8 protein-coding genes and 1 riboswitch are annotated in these 13,735 nt (G+C 33.6%); of the genes, 3 read left to right on the top strand and 5 right to left on the bottom strand.

Annotation, left to right across the window (positions count from 1 at the left end; genetic code table 11):
• Both C1I91_RS04615 and C1I91_RS04610 read right to left on the bottom strand, forming a co-directional pair.
• On the bottom strand, positions 1 to 1,545 hold the full coding sequence (locus C1I91_RS04615; RefSeq protein ID WP_128211558.1) for a cobyric acid synthase: 1,545 nt from the start codon (positions 1,543 to 1,545) through the stop codon (positions 1 to 3).
• A gap of 12 nt (positions 1,546 to 1,557) precedes the next feature.
• The gene (locus tag C1I91_RS04610; protein ID WP_128211556.1) at positions 1,558 to 2,433 is read right to left on the bottom strand and encodes a sirohydrochlorin cobaltochelatase; all 876 of its coding nucleotides are present in this window, start codon (positions 2,431 to 2,433) and stop codon (positions 1,558 to 1,560) included.
• A gap of 757 nt (positions 2,434 to 3,190) precedes the next feature.
• Positions 3,191 to 3,389: riboswitch (cobalamin riboswitch) on the bottom strand.
• A 204-nt stretch (positions 3,390 to 3,593) separates the two neighbouring features.
• Between C1I91_RS04610 and C1I91_RS04605 the strand changes: the two genes are divergently transcribed.
• Both C1I91_RS04605 and C1I91_RS04600 read left to right on the top strand, forming a co-directional pair.
• Positions 3,594 to 5,855, top strand: a complete 2,262-nt coding sequence (locus C1I91_RS04605) for an ATP-binding cassette domain-containing protein (protein ID WP_128211554.1) — start codon at positions 3,594 to 3,596, stop codon at positions 5,853 to 5,855.
• A 12-nt stretch (positions 5,856 to 5,867) separates the two neighbouring features.
• Positions 5,868 to 6,290, top strand: a complete 423-nt coding sequence (locus tag C1I91_RS04600; protein ID WP_128211552.1) for a MarR family winged helix-turn-helix transcriptional regulator — start codon at positions 5,868 to 5,870, stop codon at positions 6,288 to 6,290.
• A gap of 147 nt (positions 6,291 to 6,437) precedes the next feature.
• Here C1I91_RS04600 and C1I91_RS04595 read toward each other — a convergent pair whose 3' ends face one another.
• The 3 genes from C1I91_RS04595 to fsa form a co-directional block, all read right to left on the bottom strand.
• The gene (locus tag C1I91_RS04595; protein ID WP_128211550.1) at positions 6,438 to 9,623 is read right to left on the bottom strand and encodes a cellobiose phosphorylase; all 3,186 of its coding nucleotides are present in this window, start codon (positions 9,621 to 9,623) and stop codon (positions 6,438 to 6,440) included.
• A 7-nt stretch (positions 9,624 to 9,630) separates the two neighbouring features.
• The gene (locus C1I91_RS04590) at positions 9,631 to 10,980 is read right to left on the bottom strand and encodes a glycoside hydrolase family 30 protein (protein ID WP_128211548.1); all 1,350 of its coding nucleotides are present in this window, start codon (positions 10,978 to 10,980) and stop codon (positions 9,631 to 9,633) included.
• 706 nt (positions 10,981 to 11,686) lie between these two features.
• The gene (gene fsa, locus C1I91_RS04585; RefSeq protein ID WP_128211546.1) at positions 11,687 to 12,358 is read right to left on the bottom strand and encodes a fructose-6-phosphate aldolase; all 672 of its coding nucleotides are present in this window, start codon (positions 12,356 to 12,358) and stop codon (positions 11,687 to 11,689) included.
• Positions 12,359 to 12,920: 562 nt separating this feature from the next.
• Here fsa and C1I91_RS04580 point away from each other — a divergent pair.
• Positions 12,921 to 13,682 carry a DeoR/GlpR family DNA-binding transcription regulator gene (locus C1I91_RS04580; protein WP_128211544.1) on the top strand — a complete coding sequence of 254 codons (762 nt, stop codon included), beginning with the start codon at positions 12,921 to 12,923 and terminating at the stop codon, positions 13,680 to 13,682.
• Positions 13,683 to 13,735 lie beyond the last annotated feature (53 nt).

Raw genomic sequence — 13,735 nt, 5'->3', positions numbered from 1 at the left:
TTAATCCTCCTTCTTTTCAACTCCCATTATTTCATATATCTTATCAATATCTAAAGAGCTTCTAACAAGCTCTGCTAACCTATCAAGTTCTTTCTCTCTTAGACTTTCATAATTCTTTGCTTCTTTTAGTTCAATAGCTTTTTTCTCTCTCAATCTGTTAACTACATACTCTCTAAAATAACTTCCATCAAAGATTCCATGGATGTAAGTTCCCATAATTCTACCATCTTTATTTATAGCTCCATCCTTGTATTCTAAGCTCTTAGCAGTTAATTCTTCTCCATTTTTATTAGCTATTGAAAATAAAGGCTCTGCATTCTGCCCATAGCTGCTTATACCCATGTGTATTTCGTAGCCGTATATATGCTCAAATCCTTTGTTAAGGATATATTTCTGTTCTGACTTTTTAAAAAACTCTGAAGCTATATCTGCCTTAACTCTAGTTGTTACCTTGTCTTTTTCAAATACAGTAGTTATGTCTAAAAGTCCCATTCCATCTATCTCTTTTAATTCTGTCTCTACGCCATAAGGATCTTCTATACTATTTCCAAGCATTTGATAGCCTCCGCAGATTCCAAGGATCATGCCAGTTTTCGAGTAGGCTTTTATCTTAGCTTCTAGTCCATTGTCTCTTAAAGCCATAAGATCTTCTATGGTATTCTTACTTCCTGGGATTATTAAAAAATCTGGCTCTCCAAACTCCTCTAAGGAGGTTATGAATCTTATGGATACATCTTCTTCATTGTCAAGGGCGTCAAGATCCGTAAAGTTTGAAATTCTAGGAAGCTTAATTACTGCTATATCTATAGGAGCAGTTACCTTTTTATTAAACTCAACGGCACCATCTTCATCCTCAAGCTTTAACTTAAAGTAAGGTACCACTCCAACAGTAGGTTTATCAATTATCTCTTCAAGCATATTAAGCCCAGGTTCAAGTATCTTTACATCCCCTCTGAACTTATTTATTATAGTCCCCTTTACTCTCTTCTTTTCTTCCTCTTTCAAAAGCAGCATAGTTCCAGCTAAGGCTGCAAAAACACCGCCTTTGTCTATATCCCCTACTATCAGCACCGGTGCATCTACCAGTTCCGCCATCCCCATGTTTACTATATCTTTATCTCTTAGGTTTATCTCAGCAGGGCTTCCAGCGCCCTCCATAACCACAATATCAAATTCCTCTTCCAACTTATCAAAATGCTTTTTTAGCATATCCTTGAAACCAGTTTTCATATTGTGATATTCCATGGCAGTATAGTTTCCAAAAACCTTTCCATTGACTATTACCTGTGACTTCTTATCTGAGGTAGGCTTTAACAGAATTGGATTCATATAAACTTCAGGCTCTAAACCGCTAGCATAGGCTTGCAGTACCTGAGCTCTTCCCATCTCTTTGCCATCTAAGGTTATGTAGGAGTTCAAGGACATATTTTGTGACTTAAAGGGCACTACCTTATAGCCATCTTGTTTAAAAATCCTACAAAGAGCTGCTACTAAGATACTCTTCCCCACAGAAGACGCAGTACCCTGTATCATAATTTTAGCCATTTTTATTCCCCCTTAAAAATTGCTAGCCATGCCTTTTTTATTTTTACCTATATTAGTATATCTATCGCTTATAGCATCCTCTAAATGTTCTAAATATAATTTTTGTATATTGATGTTTTCTCCAAGGCCATGCAGGTATATATCAACCTCAAAGCCCTCTTTCTGTAAGATATTCTTCCAGGAATCCTCTTCCTCTCCAGCCATATCATTTTGCGCATGGTCACCAGCTACTAAAAGAAGCGGCATTAAAGTCAACTTAGTAATATTATTTTTCTTAAGCTTCTTTATAACGTGGTCTAAAGTTGGATATCCATCTATAGTTCCTATAAAAACATTATCAAAGTCGTTGTCCCAAAAAACTGTTTGAAGACAGCTATAAGTTGAGTTAGCAGGATGGTGAGTTCCGTGTCCCATAAAAACAACTGCTTCATCTCTTGGAACTTGGTTTTCTAAAGCCTCTATCATCAAGGTATAATCATCTGGTATGTCCTCTTCTTCTCCCTTAAAGTATAGAAGCGGTCTGCCTAACTTAATGCTTTCAAAGCAATTTTCCTTAGAAAAGCTATCTATTACATTTCTTACATAGTCATACTCAAGTCCTGGTATAAGATGGAGAGGTTGAACTATGATTTCAGTAAAACCTTCTTCTTTTAGTTTATTTAGAGCTTCCTCTGGTGTATCCACATGCATTTGATACTTGCTAGCCAGCTTTTTTATAACTCCGTGAGCAGTAAAGGCTCTCCTTATCTCATAATCTTTATAGTTTTCCTCTATAAGCTTTTCTATCTTTTCTATGGTAAGCTTTCTTGTATTTTCATAGGTAGTACCAAAACTTATAACCAATATTGCTTTCTTTTTAAAACCACTAACCTCTAACTTAACACTCATGAAACTTCCTCCTAAAATTATTACTAACAACAACTTTATCTATTTGCCTCTGGGATTTTTAAAAAATAAAAAAGTCTCTGAAGCACCCTTCTTCAGTGAGCATTTTTGCACATCTGCCTTTTCTGAACCTATGTGAAGAAATTCTAATAGATGACATAACTTTATTTTTTACTGTATCCCTAAATAACTGGCCTAATCTATTGAAATTACTAGGTCTAGCTAAGAAAACCTCGCAATTTCCTAGACAGTAAAAAAGGCAGCGTCTCACTAAGAGAACACCACCTTTATAATTGACTAAATATATAGAAATTTTGCTCCTTATTTATATTAAATAAACCTCTAAAGTAGTTATACGCTCAGGTTATAGCTATGCATAAACTAAGTTAATCAGAAGCTTGTTTAATACTGCTGTACAAAAACATTAAGCTATCCATTTATATTGCAAAACAGATATTACTTAAACTATAGGTATCCACCTTCAACTATTAATTTATGCATGCCTAATACTTCCCAGAACCAGGTATTATCGAACATATATAAATTAAGTTTTCGTAAAGGATATCTATAATATACGGTAGTTATTAATATGAATTAATTTCAACTGTTGTTTTACATATAATTATTAAGCATAAAAGCTAAGTAATATATATAAGCTCAGTTTACTTTAACCTTCATATAATACTAAACAGACAGATATAAGGGCAAATTTATACTGTACAAATCATCCATAAAAATAGCACTTTCCCACCGAAAGCCATACTTTTCACTAACTTAGGCAGGTCTCCTGGCTTGTGTTTCATCCTAACCTTCTCCTTCCCCTTTAAATTAAAAATTAAAGAGTGGTATTTGAAGGTTCGTCTTCACTTACAGTAGCGGGGGCTGCTGCGGATTTTGACCGCATTCCCTTTTCACCTTTCGAAAAATTCTCGAAAGACACCTAAGTTTGTTATTAAGTTGTCAAAATTAGCTTACCTTTATATATTGGCTTTGTCAATAAATAAAAGTAGCTTTTTATCTTACTAGCCGTAACTTAACCTTACTAAATTTAGAAAGTACAAAAATTCATTTGTCCTTGTTGCATTTTAGAATTACTAGAGCTAAAATATAGTTGAGTCACTCATATATTAACCATATCATGTACATGACAGAAAGGTAAAGCTATGTTTAATGATTATATACGAGTATTTGGAGCAAGAGAGAGAAATCTAAAAAATATAAATATTGAGATACCAAAAAGAAAAATTACAGTTTTCACAGGAGTATCTGGTTCAGGCAAATCCTCATTAGTATTCGATACAATAGCAGCAGAGTCTCAAAGGCAATTAAATGAAACCTATACTAGTTTTATCCGTCACCGTATGCCTCATTACGGAAAACCTGATGTTGATAATATTGAAAACCTGTCAGTAGCTTTCATAATAAACCAGAAGCGCTTAGGTGGCAATTCTCGTTCAACCGTGGGTACAATAACAGATATTTATTCATTATTACGTCTATTATTTTCAAGAATAGGAGAACCTTTTGTAGGTTATTCTGATGTTTTCTCATTTAACAATCCCTCTGGAATGTGCAGCTACTGTCAGGGTTTGGGAAACATTGAGACTGTTGATATAGAGAAACTACTGGATAAAAATAAATCTTTAAGCGAAGGAGCAATCAATTTTCCAACCTTTGAGCTAGGTGGATGGAGGATCACTCGTTATATCCATTCAGGATTTTTTGATAATAATAAAAAAATTAAGGACTACTCCACAGAAGAACTTGATTTGTTGCTTTACTCTGATAGCATTAAGGTTAAAAACCCATCTCCTGAGTGGCACAAGACTGCATTATATGAAGGTCTACCTCCACGTATAGAGCGTAGTTTTCTAAAAAAAGAAGATGGAGAAAAAATAAAATATAGTAAGGAAATTGAGTATTATATAACTAAAGAAACATGCCCTCATTGCCATGGTGAACGCTTAAATGATAAGGTACTATCTTGCAAAGTGAATGGTAAAAATATAGCCGAATGCTCTGATATGCAGATAAACGAGCTTCTAAACTTTGTTAAGTCAATTAATACTCCTGTAGGATCTACAATAGCTTCTGAGCTTATAAACAGATTGGAGCATATGATATCTATTGGATTAGATTACTTGACTTTAAACAGAGAAACTTCTACGCTTTCTGGCGGAGAATCACAAAGAATAAAAATGGTTTGTCAATTGGGTAGCAGCTTGACTGACCTTACTTATATTTTTGATGAACCCAGTATAGGCCTTCATCCCCATGATATAAGCAAGATAAACGACCTTATGATACGTCTTCGTAATAAAGGAAATACTGTACTAATTGTGGAACATGACCCAGACATAATAAAGATTGCTGACAATATTGTAGATATGGGTCCAGGCGCTGGAACTAATGGTGGCAAAATTGTATATCAGGGAAGTCTTCAAGGCCTAAAAGCATCAGGTACATTGACTGGAAAATATTTATCCTATAAACCTGAACTAAAGTCTTACACACGAGCACCTAAATGCTGGCTCTCTATTAAGAATGTATCTCTACATAACCTAAAAAATCTTTCAGTTGAAGTCCCCCAAGGGGTAATGACCGTTGTAACTGGTGTCGCCGGTTCTGGAAAAAGTACACTTATTAATCAAGTGCTACCGAAGTTTTATCCTGAAGCTATCTTTATTGATCAGAAGGGTATCCAAACATCGAAGCGCTCCAATATAGCAACTTTCACAGGCATCTTTGACCTTATTAGAAAACTATTTGCTCATAGTAATGGTGTTAGTGCATCTTTATTTAGTTTTAACTCTAAAGGAGCTTGCCCTAATTGTAAAGGCTTAGGAATTACTTATACAGACCTTGCTTTTATGGATCCAATAGCTATGATATGTGATGAATGTAATGGAAATCGTTACACAGGTGATGTACTTGAATATAGATTAAGAGGCAAAAATATTGGCGAAGTCCTTAAAATGACAGTATCAGAAGCTTTAGAATTTTTTCAAGAAAAAGAGATATTAAAAGTACTCAAGAGACTTTCAGATGTAGGAATCACCTATATTTCCTTGGGGCAACCATTGAATGCTCTTTCTGGAGGAGAACTTCAAAGGCTAAAACTTGCTACAGAGCTTGACAACAATGGCAATATTTATATTTTAGATGAACCATCAACGGGACTTCATATGGCTGATATAAAAAATTTACTTGAAGTAATGAATCGTCTGGTGGAGCAGAATTCTACACTTATTGTAATTGAACATAATTTAGATATTATATGCCAAGCTGACTATGTTATTGATTTGGGTCCCTATGCTGGACAGAATGGTGGAAGAGTTATGTTTGCAGGCTTACCGAAGGATTTAGTAAAATGTAAAAAGTCTATAACTGGAGCTTACTTAAAAAAATACACTATGACCGATTAGGAGGTGCATTTAATGTCAATTCGAGAATTAGAAGAAAGCTATATCCCATTTCAGTGCATGATTGTTTCAGATACAAACAGATTTAATGTAGAAGGTGTTTCAACCGCACAGTACTACATATTAGATACACTTAATAAACTAGGCCCTAAAACTACAAAAGAACTTGCTGAAATGAAAGGAATTTCTCAGTCAGGTATATCAAAGCTGACAAAACGTCTACTTGAAAAGAATTATATTGTTCAACAAAGGCAGGTTAATGATCGTCGGGCATATGATATCGTGCTTACTGAAAAAGGTAAATCCTTTTTAAGCCGTGTCGAAGATTTAGGAACTGAAATTATGAATCTAATTGAAGAAGCTTTAACAGAGGAAGAAGTAAAATCTTTTTCAATGATGTGCAAAAAAATTACCAATCTATATTCTGAAAAACCTTGATGAATTTCACTGACTAATCTTATAAAACATGTATAATCCATATATGTAAAAGTAAAAGCCGTGCATAAAAATAGAAGGGCTCTATTTTATGCATGGCTTCTTTTTATCAAATTTGTAAGTATTAGTTTAGCAATGGTATCTTTAATTTTATATCATATAAACATCTATATTCTTAATACTACCTTCTCTAACAAGCTCGGCATATTGTCCTTCTACTATGCCGCCTTTTATCTTATATACTTGATTTTCAGAATCCTTCAAACAGATTCTTTCTACCACAGTGCAGTTATCTCCGAAGGTATTCTTCCTGTTTTTGTTATGATAAGTAACTAAAATGTTCCCTAAGAATTTAAAGCTAACTTCATTGCTACTATCAAACATCCAATGTGGAAGGATAGGTTTAAGCTCTAGTTTTAGTTTTCCTGCTTCATAGCTAAAGACTTTCTTACCCGCCATCATCATAAACCACATGCTTAGCATCTCTGAGGTGGAGCCTGTAAGTCTAGATACAAAACCCCTTCCATGGACAGCTTCATCAGGGTTTACGGAGCTAGCTATAAAAGAAGAATTCTCAAGGGTACTTCTACCATAAACCTTTGGATCCATAAAAGGCACTAAAGCGGTTTTTATATCTTCAAAGTATTGTTCATATAGGCCGGCTTTTAACAATCCTAATAGATACTTATACTCCATATGAAGGAAGATAGATTCTCTTTCAAGCCATCCTGCTGTAAAGGCTCTAGCTCTTCCTATCTCATAGGTAGTGTCATCTAAAGGTTCAGAAGTCTTGTACATCTTAAGCTTAGAGTCATAGATCTTGCTTTGCTTTATTTTTTCATAAAGCTCCCTTGCCTGATCCTTATCCTTTATACTCTTTAGCATTCTAGCTGGAGCTTCTAGAAATAAAGGTATTGGTACATACTTAAACTTCTTAACCAGAACATTCTCATATCCATTTACAGGATTTCTCTTTCCTTCTATAACTTCGTATTCCTCAGCTTCATAGGTCATGTAAGTAGGATATATTCCATTGCCTATTTCTAATGCTTTTTCTAGTCCTTTGGTAAGCTTAACCTTAAACTTCCTGAAGATTACACTTAACGCTCTTGTACCAAATCCTTTCTCTTTCCCCTGGATGCCAAACCTTATCTTATCTCTGTAGCTTTCTTTTAAATCGGAAACCTTATCCCAGTAGTTGAAGTCTGATAGCTTTTCACATAAATTATCATCTACAAGCGCTTCTACCTGGTTAATTAATTCTGCTACCTCAACATATATTTCTACTGTCTTATCAAAGCTTTCTGAAGCTTCTATGATGAAATTAATGACTCTTAATAGTTCTGCAGCTTCGTTTACACTAGAACCAAAAATTCCTGGCAATCCATTCATTGCGTCATTCCAACCGGGTTTGTTTGCTTCCATCTCAATACCTATTCCCATAGGATCAAGATTTACAAACTTGTTTACTGCAAGAGAAATAAGCTTGCCATAAAGATTAGTTTCATAAACCTCACCAAGTCCATTAGACTTTTTAAGCCAATTAGTATCATTGATACTTATGTTTAACTTGTGGCACTTTTCTTCATCTTCTACAATAGCATCATACTGACGAACTTTTCCTGAAGCTAGTACATACTTTTCACTTCTAGGAAGCACTCTTACAGCACTATCAAAAAATCTATAATCCTTTCTTTCAAATAGAAACTCTTGCAGTTTATCAGGATATATATTAAGATAGTTTTCTATGAGATCCATATTGTAAGTCCAGTGATCAGTCCAGTACCCTTCTCCAAACTCAGCTTCAAAGCCTTGAGTAGAGTGCTGTAACACTGTCTTCACAAACTCATCTTTAGTAATATTTAGCTTTATTTCATTATCTGAGATATAGTTAATCAGCTTTCCTGGCGTAAACTTTTCGCTAAAAATATCCACAAGCCCTTTATTATTATCCACAGCTAAAGCTAATATGTCTGTGAGTTTTTCTTTATCAAAAGTAAAATAAGAACCTTTTACGGACAAAGGATTATATCCATCAGCTTGAATTAAATCCATGAATTGCTTTACGTTAAACTCCTTAACTTTAGGATTGATTAAAACGTCATTTCTACGATTTTGATTAACATCTCTAAAGTTACCATTGCCTTGTGAATAATAGGCAGGTTCTAAAGAGAAAAAGTTATACTCTCTTTCAAGGTCACCATGTTTTCTTGAGAATACATGATACACATGATTTTTTTCTCCAGCTTCAAATACTAGCGGATATCCTCCTCTAAGAATGTTATCCATATAACATTGATTAATATATTCATCAAAAATATGACTTGAGGTTTTTGTATAAGTCTCCTCTACTAACTCTTCTGCCAGTAACCTAGCTTCCTTTTCCTTTGTCTCTACATAGCTTATATTAAACCTATCTTTTATAGAACTTATAAGTTCTAAGCTAGCTATATGGCCATAGACACTGCATAAAGTAACTTCATTCTTTAAAATAACCTCTTTGGCTAAAAAGCCTCCTGAAACCTTATTTTCAGGAATTTGCTTTTTAGAATATATAGAATCTAAGGTTTCTGCTTCAAAGTTAACTGCTCTTGTAAGTGAAGTATTAGCTCCAAAAATCAAATCCATATCTATTATTGGTTTTATTAAACCTTCTTCCTCACTAGAAAAAGCCAAGAAGAAATTGCCTTTATTAACCTCTCCAACTTCTGCGGAATCACTAGTAGTTGCTCTAACCTTATAGTAAGCTATGTTATTTTCTAAGTTAAATACATCAAACCATGACTTCATAAGATTGGCCATAGCTTGATAGTCTCCATTTGAGATACCATAAGGAAGCACCTGAGTTAGTCCATCTAAAATCTCTATAGTTTTTTCTTGTTTATCTAAATTCTCAAGCTTAACTTTTCTTATGAGTCCTGCATAGCTTTCCTTAGGTACTGTAAAGTAAGTCACAGTAACCTTAAGCTTCAGGCTATCATTAACTTCTTCTACCTTAAGAAGATTCTTCTCTATATACATTTTTCTTTTTACTACATCTGTTGAAGCGGAAGAAAAGATTTCATGAACTTGTCCATTATATTTTATAAAGGTTCTAAATCCTTGTAGTTCCACATTTTTATACATCAAATGTGCTGGGAAGAATTCCATTATTGTATTATTTTTATCCTTTACTCCAAAGCTTCCAAGCCCTTGTCCACGATTAACATAATATGCCCACATAGGAATCCCATCTATTCCTGCAACTCCAGGTAAAAAGCTAGCAAAGGTCTTAGCCCTATCATAATCTTCTATTATAAACTGTTTATCTTCATTAAAACTATATTTAACTGCCATATCTTCACTACCCCTCTATATCTGCTATTATAAAAGTAGCTATGGAATGTGGTTCTAACTCATACTTAGCATATTGGCCTTTATATTCTATATCAAATGCCTGATTTTTTTCACTTTCATTCATAGCCACTAAAGTTATAGACTTGTCTTCGTTTAGAAATGCCACTTGTTTTATGCTCGAACTTCCTTCCAAAGCACTCTCTATTCTAACTGCACCTGGCTTTATATATTTACTAAAATGACCGATATAGTAATAAGAGCTATTATAATGTAACTGCTGAGTTTTCGTATCTGCTATAATTGGTGCATCACAAAGATTACCTACATGGTTTGGGCCTCCAGTCTCATCTAAAATCAAATTCCAGTCAATCCATCCCTCCTGCCAGTTAGTAAAGTCACCTATCATATTTCTACCGTATCTTTCTCCAGTATCCCAAGAACCAAGGTGAACTCCGCCTTCTTGGCAGCCTTCTGTAAATAGTATGTGCTTGTCTGGGTACTTATCATGTAGCTTCGAAAGGCTTTCAAACTCTTCAGAAACGTACCAGTGGTCACCTACTCCATAAACATATTTTGCTGCTTCTACATCAGATAAAACAGTGTCAGCTCTTTCGAACAAAATATCTCTATTATGGTCCCATATATATATCTTTACATCAGATAGACCAGCATTTTCTAAGGTAGGTCCTAGATGATTTTTAAGAAAGTCTCGCTCTTCTTCAGCAGAATATATACAAGAATCCCATACCTGCACCGCAGCTGGTTCATTTTGCACTGTTATAGCCCATATGTTAAATCCTTCTTCTTTCATAGCTTGTATATATTTAACGTAATAGTTTGCCCAAACTTGATAATATTCTGGTAACAGCTTACCTCCATTATTCATATCTCCATTTGATTTCATCCAGCCTGGAGGACTCCAGGGTGATGCAAGCAGTAATAGGTCTTGTTTTCTTACCTTTCTAGCAAGATCTATAAATGGTAACAACCACTTTTTCTCATGACTTATATTAAAGGTTTTAAGTTCTGTATCATTTTCTTCAACATAAGTATAATTTCCTAAAGCAAAGTCACAGCTATGAATGTGAACTCTACCTAATGAATAGCCCAAGCCATTAATAGGATCAAAATAGCTCTTTATTATCTCTTCTTGTTTTTCTTTATCCATTCTATCAAAGGTATAAGCAGCTGCTTCAGTAAAAGCACCTCCAAAGCCAACTATCTTTTGATAGGTTCTATCTTTATTTACCTTTAAAATACTATCCGATGATTTACCTTTACTAAATACTATGGATTCTTTTTCTTTTAACCTATCAGTAGTATATCTTGATGTGTGAATTACTCTTATTTTATCCATACCTACACCTCAACAATTCTTTTATATAATTTACCTATATTAATGTATAGCTTTACATTAACATAGTATTACTTCTTTTATGTCTGGTAAAGGTAAGTTTTTTCAGTTTTAGAGTTGTTTTTTTAGATTTCTAGACAGTGAAAAAGTGGCTGAAGCGATCTTTCTTCAGCAACCTTTTGCGCATCTGCCTTTTCTGAACGTATGTGAAGAAATTCTGGCAGGCGACATAATTCTATTTTTTACTGTTTACCATAAATAGCTACTCCAAAGCCTTGATATTTCTAGGTCTAACTAAAAAAGGTTCATAACTTCTATACAGTAAAAAAAGGTCGCTGAAGCGATCTTTCTTCAGCAAACCTTTTTGCGCATCTGCCTTTTCTGAACGTATGTGAAGAAATTCTGGCAGGCGACATAATTTTATTTTTTACTGTTTACTATAAATAGCTACTGAAATCCTTGATATTTCTAGGTCTAACCAAAAAAAATTATAATTTCTATACAGTAAAAAAGATACCTAAACCAAACTCCCAGCAGCTCTGATTTAGGTACCTTTTTTGATTATTGGACTTATGCGTTTCAAACATTAATATTTTGGCCACATATCCAAAGAATATTCGTATTTTTTTTATAATTTTACACTATTTTTTATATTTTTTTATATATTAAACACTAGTGTCACGAATTACTATATAGTATTAATTTCTTTTTATCCCTTGGTGTTAGTGCCCACTCCATAAACAGCTTCCCAATCTTGTATAAACTTATCTACACTCCAATCAGTTAGTGGATGATCCATCATTGCTTTGGCTATGTCATAAGGTACAGTGACACTATGAACACCAGCCTTCATCAACTCAATTACCTGCTGAGTGTTCTTAAAACTTGCAGCTAGTACCTTAGTTGATAATCCGTATCTATCTATTATTTGAATAAGGTCCTTAACTGTTCCTACTCCATCTGCAGATATGTTATCAAGTCTATTTACGTATGGTGCTACATAGTCAGCTCCAGCCTTAGCAGCTAAAAAGCCTTGGTGAGCAGTGAATATAGCTGTAGCAGTTATCTTTATCCCCTTATTTTTTAATTCCTTTATAGCTCTCAAACCATCATGAGTTACAGGTATCTTTACATAGATATTTTCACGCAGCCCACTTATAAATGTAGCCTCTTCTATAATATCTTCATAACTAGTACTTATAACTTGTGCATGTATTGGAGTTTCATCTCCGATTATTTCTCCTATTTCTTTTATTAAATCTACAAAATTCTTCTTCTCTTTAGCTACAATTGTAGGATTAGTTGTTACACCGTCTATGTCCAAAATTGTAGAAAGTTCTTGGATTTCTTTCAAGTTGCCAGTGTCTAGTATCAGTTGCATGATTATTCCCCCTAATTCTTTTTATTATTATAAAATGCTCCCTAAAACTTAGATTAATTACAAAACATATTTTTTACATCCTTACAATAATTTATTTATTGTTATTGTTTTTTATTACTTATTATTATTTTAATACTTGTTTTTTATTATTTCAAGTGTGATTTTTTTAAGTTTTGTATAGATATTATTATTGATTGATTCTTATTTTTATTTCATAATTAATATATACTAAAAAAGAGGTTAATTATATTTTATGATATCAGTAATAAAATCAAAGGAATATATATTAGCTTAAGTTTTGAAGGAACAAGATATATAGGTATCCTTTACGAAAACTTAATTTATACTTGTTATAAAATCCCGGCTTCTGGGGATTTTGTGGCATGTATAAATTAATAGTTGAAGTTGGTTCCCTATATGTGTAAGTTATAAAAAAGAGTGGTAAATAAATATTCTATAAGAGATAGCGGACATTAAAGCATTTCATTGAAATTAAGTGGCTAATCATCTGCTGCTTAGATGAAATTAAGTGAATAATTAATATGAATTGGAGGTACAGTAGTTGTTTGCAGAAGAAAGATTAGATTCAATTATTAATATATTAGAAAATGAAGGAAAGATTAAAGTTAAAGACTTAAGTATCAAATTTAATGTTACAGAGGATTGTATAAGAAAGGACTTAAAGACTTTAGAAAACCGAGGGCTTTTGAAAAGGACTTACGGAGGAGCTGTCCAGGTTAGAGGAACTGCCGAAGTTAAGGACGTAGTAACAAGAAAAGATGCCAATATATCTACAAAAAGCATAATAGCAGAAAAAGCCTTTAAGCTAATTAATCATAGAGAAACTATATTTTTAGACATATCAACTACTAACATTTTATTAGCAAAGCTATTAGCTGCTAGTGATAAGCAAATAACTATAGTCACAAACATGCTGGACATACTAAATGTTCTTTCAAAACCAAGCAATATAAGAGTTATAGCTACCGGTGGAATCCTTAACAGGAATCTAGATGGCTTTACAGGTGCTCCAACCATTGAGGCTATATCAAAATACAAATTTGACAAATCCTTTATAGGAAGCTGTGGGGTTGATGTCTTCGATGAAAGCATCACAACCTTTGATATAGATGACGGCATAACAAAAAAAGCTATATTAGAATCAAGTAAAAAAAGCTATGTAGTTATGGAAAGCTCAAAGTTTCATATAGATGGGAACTATAAATTTGCATGCCTAGGTGATATAGACTCAATAATTACAGATACAGCTCCAAAAGAAGAAATTGCTAGTATACTAACAGACTTTAATATTGATGTATTTTAGAATAAACCTATATTTCTTTGCAAAGTAAAAAGCAGCTTGATAGCTGCTTTTTA

The sequence above is a fragment of the Clostridium manihotivorum genome (assembly GCF_004015185.1).
Lineage (GTDB): Bacteria > Bacillota > Clostridia > Clostridiales > Clostridiaceae > Clostridium_AR > Clostridium_AR manihotivorum.
Note: the sequence above shows the minus strand (reverse complement) of the source record. Positions and strands in the feature narration are given on the sequence as shown.